Source organism: Micromonospora sp. NBC_00821 (assembly GCF_036347035.1).
GTDB lineage: Bacteria > Actinomycetota > Actinomycetes > Mycobacteriales > Micromonosporaceae > Micromonospora > Micromonospora hortensis.
In genome coordinates this window covers 3,096,056-3,118,139 of the sequence record NZ_CP108880.1, presented here as the reverse complement: position 1 = coordinate 3,118,139, position 22,084 = coordinate 3,096,056, and the positions used below count along the sequence as shown (strand labels likewise).

The following is a 22,084-nucleotide window of genomic DNA, read 5'->3' as shown; positions in this document are numbered from 1 at the left end:
TCAGCCTTCCTGCCGGGTGGCGGGTGACGGAGAGACAGCCGGTTCCGCGGCGAGGCGGGCGGCGGGAGAGGTGGCCGCCGGGCGACGCAACGGGTAGCCGAACCGGGGCAAGACCACGGCGGTCAGCCCGGTCACCACGGCGTACGCGCGGGTGGGTAGCCCGGTCAGCCACTCGGTGTCGGCGACCACGTCGACAAGTCCGGTGCGGTGCCGCGACGGATTGCCGGCCACCGAGTGGGTGGGGGCGAGCCGCACCGTGGCCGGTGTCGGAAACGGAAGCTCGTCGGGGGGCGCGCCGACGAAGCCGGCGATCCGGGCGGTGACGCCAGCCGGATCGGCCACGAAGTCCTCGTACCGCACCCGCAGGTAGCGGCCCGGCGCACGACGGCGGTCGCCCCACAGCCGTACCGTCGCGGTGTTCCAGACCAGCCAGAGCAGCGCGGCCTTGCCGACCGGTGGCCGGCTCATCAGCTCATCGTCGGCGCGCCCGTCCAGCGGGCGTCGGCGACGCCAGGAGTACGCGGTGGCGCGCGGGTCGCGCACCACGTGCAGGACGTACAGGTCGATGCCGGGCAGGCTGCTGAGCAGGGCCCCGTACGGCGGCAGCTTGGAGGAGTCGACGATGACGCCGTCCGGCCGGCCGGCCAGGCCGTGTTCGGCGATCGAGGCGTAGAGCCGGGCCAGCTGCGTGTCGTCGGGGTGGCCCGCTACCGGCGGCTGCCCCCGACGCTGGCGGCGCAGCAGTGCGGGCAGCCCGCGCAGCCGCAGCCGCTGGGCCAACCGGGCGGCGATCCCGGCCGGGTCGGCGTCGGTCAGGTCGGCGCGCACCCGGGCCCAGAGCGGGCAGTCGGCGACCGGGGATCCGCAGCCGCACTGCCGGTTCTCCAGGATCCCGCGCCGCCACAGGTACCGCAGCTCGCCCGCCGCGAAGAAGCCCGGCAACTGTCCCAGGACCGTGGTCACCAGTGTGCTGCCACTGCGACCACTGCCGGCGAGGTAGAGCACCCGTACCGGGCTCATCGGACCGCTCCCCCACCGGCGGTGCCCCGGGCGGCCCGCCGCCGCGACGGCAGCGCCTCGGCGGCCTCCGCGTACAGCCCACGGATCCGGTCCAGGTGCCGGTCCGGGGCGAACTGGGCGGCGATCTTCGCCCGGCCGGCCCGGCCCATCCGGTACGCCCGCTCCGGGTCGGCCAGGAGGTCGTTGAGCGCGTCGCCGAGGGCCGTCGGCGCGTCGGCGGCGACGACGCGGCCATCCACCTCGGGCTCGACCAGTTCGGGAAGACCGCCCAGGTCGGTGGCGACCACCGGCACACCGCAGGCGAACGCCTCCAGCACCGCCATCGGTTGGTTCTCGTGCCACCGGGACGGAACGGCGACCACCGCCGCCGACCGGATCAGCTCGTGCAGGCGCGGCTTGTCCAGACGGCCGTGGAACCGGACCCGGCCGGGCACCCGCCGCGCGGCGAGCGCCTCCAACTCCGGGCGGGCCGGGCCGTCTCCGGCGATGTCCACGCTGACCCCGTCCGGCAGCGCGGCGGTCGCCTCGATCAGCACGTCGACACCCTTCTCCGGCGCGAGTCGGCCGGCGAAGACGACACCGCCGCCGGGCGTCTGCTTGGCCGCGACGCCGGTCAGGTCGACGAAGTGGTTGACCACCCGCAGCCGGTCCGGGTAGACGCCAGCGCGGCGCATCACGTCGGCCAGGAACCCGCTCGGGCTCACGAAGAGCTGCACCGGGTCGTACGCGTCGAACTGCCTGTGCAACCAGGACTCGACGGCGAGCAGGCCACTGCGCGACAGCGATCCGTCCTTGCAGCGGCGACGGGCCGCCTGCAACGGGCCACCGGTGACGCACGCCTGGCAGGGGCGACCCCGGTCCAGCAGTTGGTAGCTCGGGCAGGCGAGCTTGTAGTCGTGCATGGTCAGCACGCACGGCACACCGGCGGCCCGGGCCGCGGCGAGCACCGACGGGGAGAGCTGGTGGTAGATGTTGTGCAGGTGCAGCACGTCCGGCCGAAAGTCGTCGATCACCCGGGCCAGCCCACGGCGGCTCGTCGGTGACCACAGCATCCGGCCGACGGCCACCGCGCGGGGCCGTACCCCGCTCGGCGTCGGCTCCAACTCCACTTCGGACGGGAACCGCGCGGCGTACGGCAGGGGCGACTCGTTCTCCGGGTGGCTCATGCCGAAGTAGGCGACGGTGTCGCCGGCAGCCCGCTGCAGGTCGGCGAGATCGAGCAGATACCCCTCCGCGCCGCCGCGGCGGTAGAGGAACTTGTTCACATGCAGCACGCGCATCGACTCGCCCTGCTCACGTCGATCGGGCGATCCGGGCCCGGAGGTGATGACCGGGGTCTGCCCGCCCCGGCCAGGGCCCACGGTATGCAGGGCTGGTCGGCGAGTCCAGCTCACGTTTGGCATGTGGCTGAACGGGTGATCTTCGTCTGCCCGTGCGGTCCGCGGCCTGGCCTCCCGCCATGATCTCCCGATAGCCTGGCTGCCGCCGGTCGCACCCGCTCGGATGTAGGGCCGGGCCGGTGTCCGACGAGGAGGACCGTGGCAGCCGACGACGAGGTCTCCGCGCTCGCGTACACCGCGCGGCGGGTCCGGCGGCATCTGCGCTGGGCGCGTACCGAGGGGATCGGACGGCTGATCGAGGAGGACCGCCTCAACCCGATCGACCGGATCGGCACCGCCCTGGCGAAACGACGCTGGCGACGGCGGGCCGGCCGGACGCCCGGCTCGGCGATGCCGGTCTACCTGGTCGGTCTGCAACGCTCCGGCACGAACATGCTGGTCCGGGGCCTGGACGCCGCGCCCGAGGTCGAGGTCCGCAACGAGAACGACAGCACTGTCTTCCACCGCTTCCAACTGCGCCCCGACCCGGTGCTGACCGCCGCCCTCCACCGCAGCCGGCACGCGTACGTCCTGGTCAAGCCGCTCTGCGAGAGCCACCGCGTGGACGAGTTGCTGGCCCTGCCGGGGGTGACGCCGGGGCGCGCGCTCTGGGTCTACCGCGACGTCGACGACCGGGCCCGCTCCGAGGTCGCCAAGTTCGGTGACGCGAACCTGCGGGCCCTGCGCGCGATCGCCGACGGCAGCATCGGCCGCCGGTGGCAGGGGCAACGCCTCGACGCCGACACGATCGAGCTGATCCGGGCCCACGACCCGCAGGGGTTGGATCCGCACAGCGGCGCGGCCCTGTTCTGGTACGTCCGCAACGCGCTGTTCTTCCAGCTCGGCCTGGACCGGCGGGCCGACGTGCTGCTTTGCCGCTACGACAGCCTGGTCGCGGAGCCCGCCGCGCAGCTCCGACGGCTCTGCGCCTTCCTCGACTTCCCCTACCATCCCCGGCTGCACGCGCACATCGCCCCGCGCACGTCGCACTGCGCGGCGAGCGACCGACGGCTACCGATCGACAGGCGCGTCCGGGCCCGCTGCGACGAGCTGACCGACCGGCTCGACCGCGCCGCGGCCGACGCCCGATCCGAGACGACGAAGGCGGTCGATCGTGGCTGAGACCGGAACCAGTACGGCGCCGATCTTCCTGGTCGGCTGTCAGCGGTCGGGCACCACGATGGTGCGCCTGGTCCTGGACTCGCATTCGCGGATCAGTTGCGGCCCGGAGACCCGGTTCCTGCCGGACCTGCGACGGATCGTCGGCCGGGACTGGGAACGACTGGCCCGCTTCGGTTTTCCGCGTGAGGACTGGCTGCGCCGGATCCGGGATTTCTTCGGCGGTGTGCACGCCGACTACGCCGCCGCGCGGGGCAAGACCCGGTGGGCGGACAAGACCCCGCTGTACGCGATGTCGCTCGACTTCGTCACCGAGGTCTTCCCGGACGCCCAGATCGTGCACCTCATCCGGGACGGACGCGACGTGGTGGTCTCGCACCGCAAACGGTTCGGCTACTGGTCGGCGGTGAAGTGCGTGGTGAAGTGGCCGCGCTACATCCGCGCCGCGCGGGCGGTCGGCGCGACCCTGCCGGCGGACCGCTACTACGAGCTGCGGTACGAGCAGGCGGTCAGCGAGCCGGAGAAGGCGATGCGGGGTCTCTTCGAGTTCCTCGGCGAGCCCTGGGAGGACGGCATCCTCGACTACGACAGCAAGCAGCACGACGTGGCCCAGAAGTACACCACCGAGGCGGAGCGACGACGCGCGGCGGTGGGCGACACCGCGCCGATCTACGGCTCCCGGGTGGGCAGCTACCGCCGAGAACTCGACCCGTTCCTCCGTCTGCTGGTCTGGGTCTTCTCCGGTCGGACCCTGCGCACGCTGGGCTACCGGTGACCCGCCCGGGCCGGCTGCGCGCGGTCGCCGCCGCCGTCGCCGTCACGTTCCTGCTCACCGCCGGCTGCACCGCCGGTGGTGACGATCCGCCGCCGGCCGCCACCCCCTCCGCGACGGCGGCGCCCGGAGTCGGCACGCCGGGGCGCACCGCCGGCCAGGTGAGCAACCCGTTCGGCGCGCACTGGGACTGGTCGCGGTACCAGCAGTTCGAGCCGTACCTGCGCCGGCTCGCCGGTTCGGCGACGTACGAGGAGATCTCCTGGTGCGAGATCGAACGGACCTCGGGGCAGGCCGACTGGGCCGGGCTCGACGAGATCGCCTCGCGCAGCCGGGAGCTGGGCATCACACTGCACCTGAAGATCCGCACGGGCGTGTGCTGGGCGACCGGTGGCACCGCCCGCTACACCCGGGGCGCGGCGAAGAAGACCGAGTCGGCGATGCCCACCGACCTCGGTGCGTACCAGCGGTTCGTCCGCTCCGTGGTGCAGCGCTACGGCCCGTACGGGGTGCGGGAGTACGCCATCGAGAACGAGGTCAACGCGCCGAGCTACTGGGCCGGCAGTCCCGAGGAGTACGCGCGGCTGGTCCGGGCCGCCGCCGAGACGATCCGCGCGACCGACCCGAAGGCGCGGGTGGTCGACTCCGGGATCAGCAGCGTCGCGTACGGCATGGGTGTCGCCGACCGGCTGGTACGCGCCGGGCGGATGCCCGAGGCCATCGCCGCCTACCAGGCGTACTTCCACCGTCGGGTCGGCACCCGGGGGCAGCAGATCCCGGCGGTGACCGGAGAGGCGCAACTACGCCGGGCGCTCGGCACCGAGACCAACAGCCGCAGCCTGCGCTTCCTGGCGGTGACCGAGTCGCTGCTGACCGACCGCACCGTCGACGTCCGTCAGGTGCATTTCTACGAGCACTTCAACGGGGTGCCCCCGCTGCTGGACTACCTGCGCGCCACCACACCGCCGGATGTGCCGATCCAGGCGTGGGAGGTCGGGCAGTTCTGGCGCGACGGCGACGGTGACCCGGCCAGCCGGGCGGCGGAGATGGTCAAGACGGTCACCCTGCTGGTCGCCGGCGGGATCGGCGAGATCAGTTGGCTGCCGTTGGCGTACAACCCGAACAACGCCGCCGGCAGCGAGGTCCGCTACGGCCTGCTCGAACCGGACGGCGCCGAACGGGACGCCGGCCGAATGCTGGCCGCCCTGGCCGACGCGGCCCGGGACGCCACAGTCACCCCGCTGCCCGCCCCGGTGGCCGGCAGGCTGCACGGGGTCGCGTTCGTCCGGGGCGGGTCGAGCACGCTGGTGCTCTGGTCGGCGTCGAACGCGCCGGTGACAGTGCCGGCGACACCGGGCGGAAAGACCGGGGTGGTGGGTTCCCCGCTGGGCGCGGCCGGCGACGGCACCACAGTGACCGACGTCCCCGTCCTGCTCCGCGCCGACCAGCCGGTGGACCGGATCCTCGCCGCCGTCCGCTAACGGGCCGGCCAGGGGTCGGGCCAGTCGAGCAGAGCGCTCAGGCGGGCGTTGTGCGGCGCGAAGTACGCGTCGAGTCGCTCGCGCAGAGCAGGGGTCAGCTGCGATACGCCGTTGTCGACGCGACGGGTGTGCCGGGTGAACGCCTCGGGGGTGAAGGCCGGCAGGCCGAGGAAGCGCAGCATGTCGCCGTACGTGCCGGCCGGGTCGGTGTGCAGGTCTTCGGTCCGGGCGACGTGGATCCGCTCTCGCGGGACCTGCGCGAACCACCGGTCCAACTGCTCGGCGTAGCAGCCCCGGGCCGCGTACGAATAATTGCGCAACGCCCGGTGCGCGGCGGCGCTGTCCGGGCCGCCGCGCGTTGCCCGGTCCAGCCGCTCCTCCTCCGCGTCGAGCGCGTCGGCGAAGGACAGCGGCTCGACGCCGTACGAGCGGGTGTGCAGGTAGTGCGAGTAGGCCCGCTGCACCGGATCGCGCAGCAGGACGACGAAGCGGGCCTGCGGCAGGGTCGCCGCGACCCGGGCCGGCACGCTCGGATGGAACAGGTAGTAGGGGCTCGCCTCGAACGTGCGCTCACCCGGGGCGAGGCGTGGGAAGTGCCCCCGGTACCACCGCACCCCCCGACCGTGGTGGACGCTGAAGTACTGCAACTCCTTACCGCTGGCCACCCGGACCTGGGGGTGCGCGGCGAGGTGGTGGTACAGCGACGTGGTGCCGCAGCGCTGCCCACCGATCACCAGGAAGTCGGGCAGCGGACCGGGCTCTCCCGGCCGGGCCGCGCGCCCCCACGCCCGTGCCGCGCGTACGCCCCGACGCAGCCGGTCGGTGACCTGACGCCGCACGATGCCGGTCACGAGCGGACCACGGGGCGGCCGGCGCCCACACCGGCGCCGTCGGCGGGGTCGGCGGCGGGGTCGGCGGCGGCGCGTCGACCACCTCGGCGGGTCACCGAACGCAACACCATGACGTCCTCCCGGCTGAGCCCGAGGGCGAGCACCACGGCGAGGTACGCCACCACGATCGCGGCCAGACCGACCACGAGCTGCCCGATCCCGCCCCCGACCAGCCACCGCACACCGAACCCGACGCCCATCGCGACCAGCGCGGCGACCAGGCCCTTGACCATGCCCGCCGTCACCGGCACGGTGTGCACCTGCGCGCGCACCTGCCAGACCCGGGCGACGTTCACCGCCGCCAACGACACCGCCCAGGCCACCGCCGCGCCGAGAATGCCGTACGCCGGGATGAGCCAGAGGTTGAGCAGGACGTTGAGCAGCAGGGCCGCGAGGTTGTCCAGCATGTTGACCGAGACCCGGCCGGACATGTTCAGCAGCGTCCCGCAGGGCCCGGTGGCGGCGTTGACGAGTTGGCCGAGCGCCAGCACCACAGTCACCGCCGCGCCGCCGGCCAGGCCCGGCCCACCGACCAGGCGCAGCAACTGCTCCGGGAAGACCAGCAGCGCCACGAAGGCCGGCAACGACAGCCGGAGCACCCAACCGGTGGCGACCCGGTAGATCCGGCGGACCTCGTCCAGTCGACCCTGATGGTAGAGGTGCGCCAGGTGCGGACCGAACGAGGCGTTCACCGGCGCCAGCACGAACACCGCGATAGTGACCAGCCGGGTCGCCACGTGGTAGACGCCGATCGCGTCGGGACCGTAGTCGAAGAAGCCGAGCAGCAGCGCGTCCACCCAGATCAGCCCGGTGGACGACAGCGACGAGACCCAGCTGACGGTGGAGAACCGGAACAGCTCGCCCGGCCGGTACGCGGGCCGGGCGGCGGGCACCCGGCGCACCATCCGGGCGAGCGCCACGAGGGCGAGCCCGGCCGCGCTCCAGCTCGCCACCACCAGCGCCCAGAACGCACCGGTCAGGCCCACTCCGAGGGCCAGCGCCAGCGCGGTGAGCACCAGCCGGGCGGCCGGCTCGTAGACCTGACCGATGAGCGCGTAGGCCCGCTGTGTGCGCCACCCCCGGGTGGCCGCGAGCGCGGCCTCGCAGACGGTGGTGGCGGGTAGGCAGAGCGCCGCCAACCGCAGCCCGGTGGTGAGCTGCGGGTCGTGCAGGGCGTCGGCGAGCCACGGCGCGCCGACCGCCAGAGCGAGGGCGATCACTGTGGACGCCACGGCCGAGATGCCGAGCCCGAGCCGGACCGCGCCCCGGAGGGCGGCCGGTTCGTCGTCGGCGAGGTGCACCGCCACGAACCGGGTCAGCCCGGCCCGGAAACCGGAGAGCGAGAGCAGCCCCAGCAGCGACAGCACGGCGTAGACCTGGGCGTACCGGCCGAGTTCGCGTACACCCAGGACCCGGGCCAGCAGCAGCATGACCAGGAAGAGCGCCACCTGGCTGAGCACGGCGCCGCCCAGGTTCAGCACACCGCCGCGGGCCATGCCGCGTACCTGCTGGTCGCCGGCCTCCGGCGCGGCCGGCGACCGGCCGGTCACCTCGCGCACCCGGCGGCTCGTTCCGCGACGGTCACGGCCGTGCCGCGGTCACGGTCTCCGCCGGCGCCGAAGGGGCCGCGGTGGTCGCCACCGGGGCCACCGGCCGGGTGGCGGCACGACCCCGGGAGAGCAGTTCGAGTACGCCCACCAGCAGCACCCCGAGCAGCAGACCCGCACCGCCCACCGGCAGGGCGGTGCGCACCAGCTCGGTCATCCGGCTCACCTCGTGCGCCTCGCCGATGCTGGTGACCTGCTTGGGATCGGCGGCCTGGGCCTGCGCACGCGCCGCCTGCAACCCCTCCCGCGCCTGGGACAGGGCGTTGGTCGCCGCGTCGCGCTGGGCGAGCAGGGCCTGGTAGTCGGGGAGCTTCGGCCCCAGCTCGTCGAGCTTCCTCTGGGCGGCGGTGATCGCGGCGGTCGCCGCGTCGACACCCCGGCCGTTGCCGACCGCCTGCATGGAGAGCTGCTGCTGGCGCAGGCTGGTCAGCTCACCCAGCGTGGCCTGGTAGATCCGGTCCGGCTGGGAGACCTTGTTCGCCTTCTCCCACTCACCGATGGCCTTGGTCGCCGCTGTGACGTCGGCGTTGGCCGCCTCGACCTCACCGGTGGCGATGCCAACCTGGGAGGAGAAGAGGAAGGCAAGCGCCCGGGTGGTGGTCGCGGTCAGCACCGGCGCGACAGTCGCCCGGTCGCCGGCGGTGTACGTCACCTCCAACTGGCTGCTCGCGCCGACCTGGCTGACGGCGAGCCCGTCGCGCAGCCGCTCCGGCGGCACCCCGGTGTCGGCGGCCACGTCGGCGAGGACGCGGGGCGAGGTGACCGCCGCGCCGAACGCCGCGACGAACTGGTTCGCCGCCTGCGTGCCGGTGTACTGCGTGCCGGCCGCGCCGCCCACCAGGGCCGGCGCCGCCACGTACGCGGTCCCGCTGAACTGCTGCGGCGCGAACAGGACGATGGCGGCCGCGGCGCCGGTGGCGAGCACCGGCACCCCCACGAGTACCCAGAGGCGCCGCCGGGCGACCCGCAGGTAGTCGACGATCTCCACTTTTTCCCCAATGCTGTCGTTCAGTCAAACCGGGACGGACGTGCCTCGTGGCTGCTCGCCGGTCAGGTTCGGAGCCGGTTGGCGGGCGATCACGCTGGCCGCCGCCGCGAACGCGACGAAGTACCAGAGGGTGACCACGTTGGAAATGACGTTGGAGGCGGCGCTGACCGCCAGGAACGCGGCGGCGCAGCCGGTGAATCCGACAGCGACGCCACGCTCGAAGCTGCCCGGAGGCGCGCGCCGCAGCGCGGTCCGGGCGGTGTGCAGAAAAGCGAACAGCATCAGCAGGTACGCCCCGAGACCGAGCAGCCCGGTCTCCACGTACGCCCGCAGGAAGTCGTTGTGCGGCTTCTTCGCCTCGTCGGTCTCACGCTGGGTCATGTTCGGCCCGATCCCGGTCACCGGGTTCCGGTCGGCGAGCGTGACGATCTCGGTCCAGTAGTCGATCCGCCAGGCCAGGGTGTTTCCGGTCGGGTCTCCGCCGACAGCGCGGGACGTACCGAGTTGGGCGAAGCGTTCGCCGACGGCGGGCACCAGTGCCACCCCGGCGACCGCCACCACGCAGAGAGTGACCAGCATCCGCTTGCTGCGATGCAGCGCCGCGACCACCACCAGCCCGATCGCCGCGCCGAGCAGGGCGCTGCGGGTGTTGGTGAGCAGCAGGAACAGCAGTGAGAGGGCGAGCAGCACCGCGAGGGACACCCGCAGTCGACGATCCAGGAAGCGGTACACCGCGAACCCGAAGATCACCATGAACATCAGGTAGCGGCCGAACGTGGTCGACTGGCTGAACGTGCCGCTGATCCGGGTGAAGTCGCCCTTCACCTCGGCCGGCGGGTTGCCGAGCAGCGACAGCACGACGGTGTAGCCCAGCGCCAGCACCAGGGAGGCGTAGCAGGCGAGCAGGACCCGACGGATCGCCGCGGTGTCCGGCATGAGCTGTTCCAGTACCACGAACATCACCACCACGGTGAGGATCCGCAGCGCCTCCAGCAGGCTGTTCGCCGGCCGGCTGGCACCGAGGGCGCTGACCACGCTGCTGGCGCCGACGAGCAGCATGGCCCAGCTGAGCGGGGAGCCGCGTAGCCGCCCGTGACGGCTGAGCTGTGCGGCCAGCCAGAGCCCGGCGGCGAGGAGGAACAGCACAGCGAGCAGTGTGGAGGGGTCCACCGCCCGGGCCGTTCCGGCGGAGTCGGCCTGGCCGGCGCTCGGGCCGGTCAGCTTGAACAGGTCGACGCAGGAGCGCACCGCGAGCATCAGCAGCACGTACCCGGTGAACCGGGTCAGCGCGAGGACGGCCACGGCGATCCCCGCTACCGCGGCGAGCGGCAGCACCATGCCCCTGCGGTCACCGGCCGCCATGGAGACGCCCGCGACCACCGCCACGACCGCGGCGGCCAGCGCCGCGCCGCCGGTGAGCAGGCGGGTCGGGTCGAGCCGCTTGGTCATGAGCGGAGTGACCTGCTGCGTGTGTTGTTCCACTGATCCCACTGAACTGAATCGGCGCTGCCCGGCCGCTGCCGGGCGCGGCCAACCGATGTCCTCCCGGCACAAGATCGGTTCAATCTAGTCCTGTCACCCCGACGGCAGAAGGGGCCGTTGCACCGACTGCTCCGTCCCCCGGGGGGCTGATCCGACACCCCACCGGCCGACGCCGTCCGGTCAGTCGGCGGCCCCCGTGGGTCGCGCGCTGCCCCGGCGGCCCGGCTCCGGAGCCAGCCGGAGATAGAGCTGCTCCAACTCGCGGGCGGCGGTGTCCCAGCTGTACCTGCTGGTGATCCGCTCACCCAGCGCCACCGCACCGGCCCGTTCGCCCGGCAGGTCGGCGAGCAGCGACGTCAACACCCGGACCAGGTCGTCCTCGTCGCCGTCGCGGAACAACCGCCCGCCGGCGGTGTCGGACGTGAGCACCTCGACGTGCGGCGCGATGTCGCTGGCGACCACCGGCAGCCCGTACGCGGCGGCCTCCAGCAACGTCAACGGCAGTCCCTCCAACCGGGACGGTTGAACGAAGCCGGCGGCACCGGCGTACAGCTCGGCGAGCAGGTCACCGTAGGCGAACCCGGTGAAGACGATCCTGTCGTCCGCCCCGGCTTCCCGGCGCAGCCGGTCCACGAAGTCGTCGGTGAACGACGACCCGCCGACGATCGCCAGGCGCAGCGGGGTCTCGGTCCGGCGGAAGGCCCGGATCAGCAGGTCGGCCGCCTTCTCCGGCACCAGCCGACCGACCAGCAGCAGGTAGCCGCCGGGGGTCAGCCCGAACCGGTCCTGGATCTGACGGGTCCGCGCCGGTCGGGCCGGGTTCACGCCGTTGGGGATGTAGGTCGTCGGGCGGCCGAACCGGGCGTCATAGTGGGCGGCGAGCCCCTGGGAGACCGCCACCCGCTGGTGCGGAACGTACCCGCTGAACCAGTGGGCGCTGCCCAGCACCGCCCGCGCGGCGAGCCCCCATTTGCTCCGCTGGTTGTCCAGACCGTGCACTGTCAGCACCACGCGTGCCCGGGACAGGGCACGCGGAAGTGGGGCGACCAGGGCCGGCCCGAGCCCGTGGTAGTGCACGATGTCGGGCCGCGCGGCCACCGCCGCCATGGTCGAGGTCGCCGCGTGCACGATGGCGTCGAGGTGTTTACTCGAGATCGTGTGGGTCTGGCGCAGCCGTACGCCCCGGTAGCCGTCGGCGGGTGTCTCGCCGTAGCTCCGGCGGCAGTAGACGGTGACCTCGTGGCCGTAGCTGGCGAGCCGGCTGGCCATCTCCTCCACGTGCCGTTCGATCCCGCCGTAGGTCGCCGGTATCCCCTTCTGGCCGATCATCGCGATCCGCAGCGGCCGCCAGACGGTGCCGGTGTCGGCGACGCCCGCTCGGGACCGCCGGGCGGGGACCACCCGCTGCCGGGGTATCGCAGGGCTTTCGGCGTGCTGGTCCACGTCCTCGGCCTGCAGGTCGGGATGGGCCACGTTGACTCCCTGCGTGACTAGGTCCGCGCCCGCCGCCCGGGCAGGGTCAACACCTTGCCATGGATGGGCCCGTCCGCCAGCTGATCAATGAGACAGGAAAATCATCCATGGGATTCGTCGCGAAGGGAATGGCACCGGGGTGACATCGAGGTGGACGGCGCCGGTGCCGCGTCGAACGGCACGCAAAGGGCGACGAGCCCCGGTCGATCACGTGCGGATCGGCCGGGGCTCGTCGGTGGTACCTGTCAGGCGAGATCGAACCGGTCGAGCTCCATGACCTTGGTCCAGGCGGCCACGAAGTCGGCCACGAACTTGTCGCGGGCGTCCTGGCTGGCGTAGACCTCGGCGAGGGCGCGCAGCTGCGAGTTGGACCCGAAGATGAGGTCGACCGCGGTGGCGGTCCACTTCACCTCGTCGGTGGCCAGGTCGCGGATCTCGTACACGTGCTCGTCGGACTTCGACGCGCTCCACCGGGTGCCCGGGGAGAGCAGGTTGGCGAAGAAGTCGTTGCTGAGCACGCCGGGCCGGTCGGTGAGCACACCGTGCTGGCTGCCGCCGACGTTGGCACCGAGGGAGCGCAGGCCGCCGATGAGGACGGTCATCTCGGGCGCGGTCAGGTTGAGCATGTAGGCACGGTCGACCAGCAGCACCTCCGGCTGGGTCTTCTCGCCAGCGCGCAGGTAGTTGCGGAAACCGTCGGCGCGCGGCTCGAGGACCCGGAAGGAATCGGTGTCGGTCTGCTCCTGGGTCGCGTCGGTGCGGCCCGCCCGGAACGGCACTGTCACCTCGACGCCGGCGTCCCGCGCCGCCTTCTCGACGGCGGCCGAACCGGCCAGCACGATCAGGTCGGCGAGCGAGATGGTCGCCCCGCCGGCAGCGTTGAACTCCTGCTGGATGCCCTCAAGGGTGGTGAGGACGGTGGCCAGCTGCTCGGGCTGGTTGACCTCCCAGCTGCGCTGCGGCTCGAGGCGAATGCGCGCGCCGTTGGCGCCGCCGCGCTTGTCGGTGTGCCGGAAGCTCGCGGCAGAGGCCCAGGCGGTGGAGACCAGCTGGTCGATCGTGAGACCGGACTCCAGGACCTTCGCCTTGAGCGCGGTGATGTCGGCGTCGCCCACCAGCTCGTGGTCGACGGCCGGCACCGGGTCCTGCCAGAGCTGCGGCTCGGCCACCCACGGTCCGAGGAAGCGCTCGATCGGGCCCATGTCGCGGTGCAGCAGCTTGTACCACGCCTTGGCGAAGGCCAGCGCGAACTGGTCGGGGTTCTCCAGGAAGCGGCGGGAGATCTTCTCGTACGCCGGGTCGACGCGCAGCGACAGGTCGGTCGTGAGCATCGTCGGCCGGTGCTTCTTCGCCGGGTCGAAGGGATCCGGGATGATCGCCTCGGCGTCCTTGGCGACCCACTGCTTCGCACCGCCGGGGCTGGTGGTGAGCTCCCACTCGTAGCCGAAGAGGATCTCGAAGAAGCGGTTGCTCCACTGCGTCGGCACGTCGGTCCACGTCACCTCGAGACCACTGGTGATCGTGTCGGCGCCCTTGCCGCTGCCGTGGGTGCTCAGCCAACCCAGGCCCTGCGCCTCCAGTGGAGCGCCCTCGGGCTCCGCGCCTACGTGGTTGTCGGCGACGCCGGCACCGTGGGTCTTACCGAAGGTGTGACCACCGGCGATGAGGGCGACGGTCTCCTCGTCGTTCATCGCCATCCGGCCGAAGGTCTCCCGGATGAAGTGCGCCGCCGCGGCCGGGTCCGCGTTACCGCGCGGGCCCTCCGGGTTGACGTAGATGAGCCCCATCTCGGTCGAGCCGACGCCGGCCGCCATCTCCTTCTCGGAGGCGTAGCGCTCGTCGCCCAGCCAGGTGTCCTCCGGACCCCAGAAGATCTCCTCGGGCTCCCAGACGTCCTCGCGACCGAAGCCGAAGCCGAAGGTCTTGAAGCCCATCGACTCCAGGGCGACGTTGCCGGCGAGCACGAGCAGGTCGGCCCAGGAGATCTGCTGGCCGTACTTCTGCTTGACCGGCCAGAGCAGCCGGCGGGCCTTGTCCAGGTTGGCGTTGTCCGGCCAGCTGTTGAGCGGGGCGAACCGCTGCCCACCGTCGCCGGCGCCGCCGCGGCCGTCCTCGATGCGGTACGTGCCGGCGGCGTGCCAGCTCATCCGGATCATCAGGCCGCCGTAGTGGCCGAAGTCGGCCGGCCACCAGTCCTGCGAGGTGGTGAGGACCTCGACGATGTCGCGCTTGAGGGCCTCGACGTCGAGCTTCGCGAACTCCTTGGCGTAGCTGAAGTTCTCGCCCAGCGGGTTGCCCTTGGACGAGTGGGCGTGCAGCACCGACAGGTCGAGCTGGTTGGGCCACCAGTCCCGGTTGGTGCGCGGGCGACCACCGGTCTTCGGGGTCGGCGAGTCGATCGCCGGGTTCTCACTCTCGCTGCCGTGCGCGGTCACCGAGTCGTGCGCGACCGGGCAGCCGGCCGCTGCCTTCTGGTCCACGCCCTGCGCACTGACGGGGCCGTTGTCCTGGGTGTCGCTCATGTACTTCCTTCCGAGCTTGCGGATCTCTGGGGCGTGCGGTCGGTCGCGCAGTCGGGGCAGGTGCCCCAGTAGACGACCTCCGCCTCGTCGACCGTGAACCCGTGGTCGCCCGAGGCGGTGAGACAGGGGGCGTGACCGACGGCGCAGTCGACGTCGGCGATGGCGCCGCAGGAGCGGCACACGACATGGTGGTGGTTGTCCGCGATCCGGGACTCGTAGCGGGCCGTCGCCCCGGCCGGCTGGATGCGCCGCACCAGGCCGGCGTCGGTGAGCACGCGCAGCACGTCGTACACCGCCTGGTGGGAGACAGTGGGCTGCTCCGCGCGGACCAGCGCGATCACCGCGTCGGTGCCGACGTGCGGGTGGTCGCGCAGCGCCGCGAGCACCGCCAACCGGGGCCGGGTCACGCGCAATGAGACGGCCCGCAGCTGCGCCTCGAAGTCGGACATCACGAGTACGAACACTAGCTCACTATTTTGGAACGAATCAAGTTTTGCGCCCTCCGAGGTGCCCCAACGGCGGACGATTCACCCGAGATTAACCTGCGGGAGGAAAAAAACCGGACAGCGATGTCGAGAAGCGCCTACCGGCTTCGTCCCCGCAGTGAACGCGACCACAATGGGTCGCAGCCAGCACCGAGGAGCACCACGATGGCGAAGTACCTGCTGCTCAAGCACTACCGGGGCACCCCGGCCACGGTGAACGACGTGCCGATGGACCAGTGGACACCGGCGGAGATCTCGGACCACGTGCAGTACATGCGCGACTTCGCGGCCCGACTCGAGGGCACCGGGGAGTTCGTCGACGCCCAGGCCCTCGCCCCGGAGGGGACGTTCGTCCGGTACGACGGCGAGGGCCGCCCGCCGGTCACCGACGGCCCGTTCGCCGAGACCAAGGATCTCATCGCCGGCTGGATGGTGATCGACGTCGACAGTCACGACCGGGCCGTCGAGCTGGCCGGGGAGCTGTCGGCAGCTCCCGGGGCGGGCGGGAAGCCGATCCACGAGTGGCTGGAGCTGCGCCCGTTCCTGAGCGAGCCCCCCACCATCACTGAGTGACGGCTTCGATGGACGAGACGCTGCTGCGCAGCCTCACGCCGAGCGTCCTCGGGATCCTCGTCCGCCGCGGAATCGACTTCGCGGCGGCCGAGGACGCCGTGCAGGACGCCCTGGTCGAGGCGGTCCGGGTCTGGCCGGCCGACCCGCCGCGCGACCCGTTGGGCTGGCTGACCACTGTGGCGTGGCGACGGTTCCTCGACGCGGCCCGAGCCGACACCGCTCGCCGTCGGCGCGAGGATCTCGTCGACGAGGAACCGGGGCCAGGGCCGGCCCTCACGGTCGACGACACGCTCCAGCTCTACTTCCTGTGCGCCCACCCGTCGCTGACGCCGTCGTCCGCTGTCGCGCTCACGCTGCGCGCCGTCGGCGGGCTGACCACCCGGCAGATCGCCCACGCCTACCTGGTGCCCGAGGCGACCATGGCGCAGCGCATCAGCAGGGCCAAGCGCACCGTGTCCGGGCTGCGGTTCGACCGACCCGGTGACGTCGCCACCGTGCTGCGCGTCCTCTACCTGGTCTTCAACGAGGGCTACTCCGGTGACGTGGATCTCGCCGCCGAGGCCATCCGGCTCACCCGGCAGCTCGCGGCCGCGATCGACCACCCCGAGGTGGCGGGGCTGCTCGCCCTCATGCTGTTGCACCACGCCCGGCGCGCCGCCCGGACCGGGCCCGACGGCAGCCTGGTGCCGCTCGCCGAGCAGGACCGCCGCCGATGGGACACCCGGTCGATCGCCGAGGGCGTCGAGATCCTGCAGGCGGCGCTGGCCCGCGACCAACTGGGTGAGTTCCAGGCCCAGGCGGCCATCGCGGCGCTGCACGCGGACGCGCCGACCGCCGCCGAGACCGACTGGGTGCAGATCGTGGAGTGGTACGACGAGCTGGCGCGCCTGACCGCGAACCCGGTCGTCCGACTCAACCGCGCGGTGGCGGTCGGTGAGGCCGACGGCCCCCGGGCCGGGCTGAAGGCACTCGCGGCGGTGGACGACGCACTGCCCCGGTACACGGCGGTGGCGGCGTACCTGCACGAGCGCGACGGCGACCTGGCAACGGCGGCGCGGCTGTACGCCGAAGCCGCCCAGCAGGCTCCCAACCTCGCCGAACGCGACCACCTGACCCGCCAGTCCGCCCGGCTCAACGCCCTGCTGCGTCGCTGACCCCGCGGGCAACGGCAGCGGCTGCCCGCGCCCCTCGCCACGGCCGGGGCACCTGGTCCGGAAAGTCTCCGGAACTTTCGGCAACCCCCACCCCGACCGATGTTCAGGTGTTGCGACGCCGCAGTGACGGCCCCGGACTCTGATCGACTACTGACCTGGATGGATGTCGCTCCGGTGACGACAGCGGTGTTGCCACCCTGTTTCCGAAAATTGTTGACAAGGCGACGGCTGGGTTAATACGGTCGCCATCGACGGCGCTCGATTGTCGTCAGCACCGGCCACCACGACCCACTTCTCCGATCGTCGTGCAGGACGACCGGCCCACCACCACCGAGCGGTACGACGCCGTGGCCCTTACCCGACCACCGGCAGCCTGCCGAGGCGTACCGCGCCGCTGGCCCCCGCCAGCCGTCAGAGGAGGCAACAGTTCCATGACCGACACCAGCCACACCAAACCGAGAGGTCGCGGCCGCATGCGGCTGCTCCTGGGCGCCGCATGCGCCGCCGTCGTGGCCGTCGCCGGCACGATGACGGCCACCAACGCGTACGCCGAGGCCGACCGGACCCTCACGTCGAACCTCACCGGCACGCACAACGGGTACTACTTCTCGTTCTGGAAGGACAGCGGCAACGCCAGCATGACGCTGCGCGCCGACGGCCGGTACACCAGCAGTTGGGACCGGAGCACCAACAACTGGGTCGGCGGCAAGGGTTGGGCCACCGGCAACCGACGGACGGTCACCTACTCGGGCAGCTACAACCCGGGCAACAACAACACCTACCTCGCCCTGTACGGATGGACGCGCAACCCGCTCATCGAGTATTACGTGGTGGAGAACTTCGGCACCTACAACCCGAGCAGTGGCGCGCAGCGGATGGGCACTGTCACCACCGACGGCGGCACCTACGACATCCTCCGCAGCCAGCGGGTCAACGCCCCGTCGATCGACGGCAACCAGACGTTCTACCAGTTCTGGAGCGTCCGCCAGCAGAAGCGCTCGAGTGGCACCATCACCACCGCCAACCACTTCGACGCGTGGGCCCGGGCCGGCTTGAACCTCGGCACCAACCACAGCTACCAGGTCATGGCCACCGAGGGTTACCAGAGCAGCGGAAGCTCCGACATCACCGTCCGGGAGGGCAGCGGCGGCGGCAACCCGACCACCCCTCCCCCCACCGGCAACCCGGGGACCGGCAACTGCAACGCGACGATCTCCGCCGGCCAGCAGTGGGGTGACCGGTTCAACCTCAATGTCGCGGTCAGCGGCACCAACAACTGGGTCGTCAGCCTCGGCCTCGGTGGCGGCCAGAGCGTTCAGAACAGTTGGAACGCCGCCGTCAACGGCAACAGTGGCACCGTCACCGCGACGCCGAACGGCAACGGCAACAACTTCGGCCTAACGATCATGGCCAACGGCAACTGGAACTGGCCGACGGTCACCTGTCGCACCAGTTGACCCCGAGAGGTTCCTGACACATCGCATCACTGGCGTGGCGGCTTCGGTCGCCACGCCAGACTGCGTTGCGCGGGCAACCTCTCGCCCGCCTACCGTCCATGACGGCGTCGGGCCGGCCCCGCTCGACGTGCCCTTTGCTCTGCACCCGCCGAGGCACCGCCGGCCTACCGCTGCATGGCGCTTCCGCGGGTGCAGAGCAAAGGGCGGCTCTTGCGGCACGGTCCAGCCGCGAGACCATGGGCGTCACCGCCGTCCGCTACGCCTGCGGCGCCGCGGTCTCTCCTCCGGCCGTCGAATCCTCCGCCGACGGTTGCAAGGTGGGGTCCGCCGCGGGGTTCTCCGTCGTCCCCGAGGTCGGCGGCGCTGTCGTTCCGTCTGTCGGGGCTGCCGTCGGGGCTTTCGTCGGCTCGGCGGGAGCGCTCTCGGACGCGGTGGGACCGGGCGCGTCCGTAGTGCTCCCACCGGACGGCGTCGACGGATCCACCGTCCCCTCGCCCCGCGTCGGAGTCGGCGTCGGAGTCGGAGAGCCGGGCGCCCGGACCGGCATGCCCGCCGAACTGCGGGTGGCCGGTTCACCGCCGCCGACGCCGGGGCCCGGTTCCCGCTCGGGCGGCACCGTTGGCGACACCGCTGGCGGCACCACGGGAGGCGTCGACGGTCGCCCGGTCGGGCCGGGCATGATCCCGATGGGATCGGCGAGCACCAGGACGGCAGCCGCAGCGGCCAACGATCCGAGAAGCACCGCGAGCGCTCTGGGCCCGGGAGTGACGGCCCGGCCCGCAGTGCCGCCGACGGCCGACCGCCGGGCAGCCGTGACCTCGGTTCGCACCCCGACCTCGGTCGCCCCGGTCGCGGTGGCCGGCAGGTGGTCAGACGGGTCCGCGAGCGTCTGCGCCGCCCTCGCCATGGCCTCCGCCGTCGGAAAGCGGTGGGCGGGATCCTTGGCCATCGCGGTGGCGACCACACGCCGGACCTCCGCCGGAACGTCCTCGGGCAGCGGCGACGGTTCCTCTTCGAGATGCCGCAGCGCCACCGCGACGGCATTCTCGCCCTCGTGCGGCGGCCGACCGGCAAGGCAGTGGTAGACGACAGCCCCCAGCGCATAGATGTCTATCGCCGGTGTGATCTCGTTCTTCGCTACCTGCTCGGGTGCCATGTACAGGGCAGTGCCGACGATCTGGTTCGCTCCGGTCAGGCTCGCCGCTTCCTGCGTCACCGCAACACCGAAATCGACGAGTACGACGTGCCCGTCCGGCTCGATGATCAGATTGCTGGGTTTGACGTCACGATGGACGACACCGGCGTCATGCGCGGCCTGCAACGCACGGGCGGTCTGCGCGGCGATCGACATCGTCTCGGCCACGTCCAGCCGGCCGACCTCGGCGATCCGCTCCGACAGGGGCTGCCCCTGCACGCATTCCATCACGATGTAGGCGAGGGCCAGCGCTCCGGACTGGGACACCTCACCGTAGTCGTAGACCTGGGCGACACCCGGATGACGCAGGGCCGCCATCGCCCGCGCCTCGCGCCGGAACCGCTCACCGAAGCCGCCGTCGGTAACCAACCGTGGTTGCAGCATCTTGACCGCCACGCAGCGGTCGAGGGTTTCGTCGACCGCCCGCCACACGTCACCCATTCCGCCGCTGGCGATGCTTTCGACCAGGCGGTAACGGTCTCCGACGACTTGCCCCACATTCGGCATAGCTTTCGGTACCCCGGACTACCCGATCTCAAGCACGGCGAGGCTGGGCACCGCGCCGCGTCGGCGCACCGCAGGAGAAACCCGCCCCGCCGCTGCCGGCGGGGCGGGCTCGGCCGTCTACGGCCCGGTCAGCTGTTCAGCCTGGCGATCAGGGCGGTGGCCATGCCCTGCTCACCTCGGGCGTTGGGGTGGAACGGCGCGGCCGAGTTCTGCGGCACCAGACCCTCGACCCACCGGGTGCCGCTGCCCTTGCACGCGTCACGGCCGATCGACGGCGTGTAGACATCGGCGTAGGTGGCGCCGTTGGCGCTCGCGACGCTGGCCAGCATCGCGTTGAGCGACTTCTCGACGCCACGCAGGTACGGCACGTCCTGGTAGGCGATCGGAACGACCGGCCAGCAGCCGTAACCGCTGTCCGGCAGGATCGCCGGATAGCCGAGCACCACGACCCGCGCCCCCGGCGCGGCCTGCCGGACCGCCTGGACCACGGCGGTGATCTTCGGCGTGGCGGCGACGATCCGCGCCTGCAACTGGTCGACACCTCCGGCGGTGTACCGGTTCTTGCACGGAGATCCGAGCGGGCTGCTGACGCTCGCCTCCGCGCAGTCGCCGATGATGCCGGAGAAGCCGATGTCGTTGCCGCCGATCTGCACCGTCACCAGCGACGTGTTCGACGTGACCGCGTTGAGCTGCGGCGGCAACGCGATGCCCAGTTGGCCGCTACCGCCGTAGAGGATGTCGTCAGTGGTGGCGCCGGAGCAGCTCACGTCGGCGAACGACGACGAGCCCGCGGACGCCGCCACCAACGACGGGTAGTTGCGGTTGGACCGTAGGCAGTTGAGGTCGACCTGGGTCGGGATCAGCGGACCTGCGGTGTACGAGTCGCCCAGCGCGACGTAACGGCCGGTGGGCACGGCGGCGCTGGCCGGGGTGGCAACGGTGAGCAGCACGCCGGCGGTGGCGAGGGCGAGTGCGGCCAACCGGGTGGCTGCCCGCAGGCGGGGCAGGCGGGGACGGGTCATGGCGCCTCCCAGGAGGGGGATCAGGGTGGTGGTGCCCGAGATCCTGTCGCCGCAGCCGCCAATCGTCAATATCGATAGCCCTCACTAAAAGCCGGTCCGAAGTGTGGGATGAATCGGTGGTGGTCAATCCAGCGGTGCGTACCACTGGGCACCGGTGGCCCCGATCCGCCGGGACTGCTTCCCCGAAGCGCGCCTAGTTTCCGGCCGGCACCTGGTCCTTGATCTCGTCGTATCCGACCGGAGTCGGTGCCGCGCCCGGGGCGTAGATCACGCGAAGGACGCCGGTCGGGAACGCCTCCGACGCCACCAGTCGCAGGTGGTACGCCGCGTCTCCCTCGTCGAACAGCTTGCGGCCCTTGCGCGCGGCCACCGGATGCACCAGCAGACGCAGCTCGTCGACCAGGCCGGCGGCGAGCAGTTGCTGCACCACGGAGATCGAGCCGGGGATGAGGATTCCCCGGACGTCGGCCTCGGCCTTGAGCGCGGTGACGGCGTCGATGAGGTCCCCGTCGATCAGCTCGGAGTTGCGCCAGGAGAACTCCAGGGGCTGGCGCGAGGCGACGACCTTGCGCATGTCGCCGAGCTGCTTGGCGAACGGCGCGTCCTCGCCACCGGCGGCCTCCCGGTCGGGCCAGGCTCCGGCGAAGCTGTCGTACGTCTCGCGGCCGATGAGCAGCACGTTGGCGGCGTCGTAGTCCTCGGTGACGGCGCGGCCCATGTTCTCGTCGAAGTACGGGAAGTGCCAGTCCGGGTCGATCTCGGCCACGCCGTCGGCCGAGATGAACAGCGTGGAGATGACAGTTGCCATCGCGGGGTCCCTTCGAGTCGGGTGATGTCGGTAGGTCGACCGGCGCATCGTCCCAAACTCGTCGGCCACAGGCCGCCCCCATGGTGCGTGTCGTACCCCCCGCTTGGTGCGGGGTCGACTCGCGTTCACGACGGTCGCGGCGTCAGGACG

The 22,084-nt window shown here is 71.9% G+C and carries 18 protein-coding genes; 6 read left to right on the top strand and 12 right to left on the bottom strand.

What is annotated here, in order from left to right; genetic code table 11:
• Nucleotides 1-1,020 carry a sulfotransferase family protein gene (locus OHB44_RS14130; protein ID WP_330440957.1) on the bottom strand — a complete coding sequence of 340 codons (1,020 nt, stop codon included), beginning with the start codon at nt 1,018-1,020 and terminating at the stop codon, nt 1-3.
• Nucleotides 1,017-2,300: a glycosyltransferase family 4 protein gene (locus OHB44_RS14125; RefSeq protein ID WP_238684999.1), complete on the bottom strand. Its 1,284-nt coding sequence runs from the start codon at nt 2,298-2,300 to the stop codon at nt 1,017-1,019. The genes OHB44_RS14130 and OHB44_RS14125 overlap by 4 nt, the downstream gene beginning before the upstream one ends.
• Before the next feature lie 258 nt (nt 2,301-2,558).
• Here OHB44_RS14125 and OHB44_RS14120 point away from each other — a divergent pair, with 258 nt between their 5' ends.
• Genes OHB44_RS14120 through OHB44_RS14110 form a run of 3 tightly spaced genes read left to right on the top strand, consistent with a single transcriptional unit; the run spans nt 2,559 to nt 5,771 of the window.
• On the top strand, nt 2,559-3,521 hold the full coding sequence (locus tag OHB44_RS14120) for a hypothetical protein (RefSeq protein WP_330440956.1): 963 nt from the start codon (nt 2,559-2,561) through the stop codon (nt 3,519-3,521).
• Nucleotides 3,514-4,293, top strand: a complete 780-nt coding sequence (locus OHB44_RS14115) for a sulfotransferase family protein (protein WP_238685001.1) — start codon at nt 3,514-3,516, stop codon at nt 4,291-4,293. Before OHB44_RS14120 ends, OHB44_RS14115 begins: the two co-directional genes overlap by 8 nt.
• Nucleotides 4,290-5,771: a hypothetical protein gene (locus OHB44_RS14110; RefSeq protein WP_330440955.1), complete on the top strand. Its 1,482-nt coding sequence runs from the start codon at nt 4,290-4,292 to the stop codon at nt 5,769-5,771. Before OHB44_RS14115 ends, OHB44_RS14110 begins: the two co-directional genes overlap by 4 nt.
• Here OHB44_RS14110 and OHB44_RS14105 read toward each other — a convergent pair.
• The 7 genes from OHB44_RS14105 to OHB44_RS14075 form a co-directional block, all read right to left on the bottom strand.
• On the bottom strand, nt 5,768-6,622 hold the full coding sequence (locus tag OHB44_RS14105) for a sulfotransferase family protein (protein ID WP_238685003.1): 855 nt from the start codon (nt 6,620-6,622) through the stop codon (nt 5,768-5,770). The two genes, OHB44_RS14110 and OHB44_RS14105, sit on opposite strands and share 4 nt — an antisense overlap.
• A complete protein-coding gene (locus tag OHB44_RS14100) occupies nt 6,619-8,220 on the bottom strand; it encodes an oligosaccharide flippase family protein (RefSeq protein ID WP_330440954.1) in 1,602 nt (533 codons plus the stop codon). Before OHB44_RS14100 ends, OHB44_RS14105 begins: the two co-directional genes overlap by 4 nt.
• 22 nt (nt 8,221-8,242) lie before the next feature.
• The gene (locus tag OHB44_RS14095) at nt 8,243-9,256 is read right to left on the bottom strand and encodes a Wzz/FepE/Etk N-terminal domain-containing protein (RefSeq protein WP_266302871.1); all 1,014 of its coding nucleotides are present in this window, start codon (nt 9,254-9,256) and stop codon (nt 8,243-8,245) included.
• 24 nt (nt 9,257-9,280) lie between these two features.
• Entirely contained in the window at nt 9,281-10,738 is a 1,458-nt protein-coding gene (locus OHB44_RS14090) for an O-antigen ligase family protein (RefSeq protein WP_330440953.1), read from the bottom strand.
• 180 nt (nt 10,739-10,918) lie between these two features.
• Complete coding sequence (locus tag OHB44_RS14085) at nt 10,919-12,211, bottom strand: glycosyltransferase family 4 protein (protein WP_330440952.1); 1,293 nt, start codon at nt 12,209-12,211, stop codon at nt 10,919-10,921.
• A 245-nt stretch (nt 12,212-12,456) separates the two neighbouring features.
• Nucleotides 12,457-14,733 carry a catalase/peroxidase HPI gene (katG, locus tag OHB44_RS14080; protein WP_238685008.1) on the bottom strand — a complete coding sequence of 759 codons (2,277 nt, stop codon included), beginning with the start codon at nt 14,731-14,733 and terminating at the stop codon, nt 12,457-12,459.
• The gene (locus tag OHB44_RS14075) at nt 14,730-15,185 is read right to left on the bottom strand and encodes a Fur family transcriptional regulator (RefSeq protein ID WP_308193682.1); all 456 of its coding nucleotides are present in this window, start codon (nt 15,183-15,185) and stop codon (nt 14,730-14,732) included. The genes katG and OHB44_RS14075 overlap by 4 nt, the downstream gene beginning before the upstream one ends.
• A gap of 198 nt (nt 15,186-15,383) precedes the next feature.
• On the opposite strand from OHB44_RS14075, the gene OHB44_RS14070 reads away from it, so the two are divergent.
• The 3 genes from OHB44_RS14070 (at nt 15,384) to OHB44_RS14060 (ending at nt 18,402) form a co-directional block, all read left to right on the top strand.
• On the top strand, nt 15,384-15,791 hold the full coding sequence (locus tag OHB44_RS14070; RefSeq protein ID WP_238685009.1) for a YciI family protein: 408 nt from the start codon (nt 15,384-15,386) through the stop codon (nt 15,789-15,791).
• Between the two features lie 8 nt (nt 15,792-15,799).
• A complete protein-coding gene (locus OHB44_RS14065; protein ID WP_330441228.1) occupies nt 15,800-16,945 on the top strand; it encodes an RNA polymerase sigma factor in 1,146 nt (381 codons plus the stop codon).
• Nucleotides 16,946-17,376: 431 nt separating this feature from the next.
• Entirely contained in the window at nt 17,377-18,402 is a 1,026-nt protein-coding gene (locus OHB44_RS14060; RefSeq protein WP_238685010.1) for a glycoside hydrolase family 11 protein, read from the top strand.
• Between the two features lie 256 nt (nt 18,403-18,658).
• Here OHB44_RS14060 and OHB44_RS14055 read toward each other — a convergent pair whose 3' ends face one another.
• The 3 genes from OHB44_RS14055 to OHB44_RS14045 all read right to left on the bottom strand — a co-directional run bounded on the left by OHB44_RS14055 (nt 18,659) and on the right by OHB44_RS14045 (nt 21,934).
• A complete protein-coding gene (locus tag OHB44_RS14055) occupies nt 18,659-20,104 on the bottom strand; it encodes a serine/threonine-protein kinase (protein ID WP_330440951.1) in 1,446 nt (481 codons plus the stop codon).
• Nucleotides 20,105-20,232: 128 nt separating this feature from the next.
• Complete coding sequence (locus OHB44_RS14050) at nt 20,233-21,126, bottom strand: SGNH/GDSL hydrolase family protein (RefSeq protein ID WP_330440950.1); 894 nt, start codon at nt 21,124-21,126, stop codon at nt 20,233-20,235.
• 193 nt (nt 21,127-21,319) lie between these two features.
• On the bottom strand, nt 21,320-21,934 hold the full coding sequence (locus OHB44_RS14045; RefSeq protein ID WP_330440949.1) for a dihydrofolate reductase family protein: 615 nt from the start codon (nt 21,932-21,934) through the stop codon (nt 21,320-21,322).
• Nucleotides 21,935-22,084: the final 150 nt, after the last annotated feature.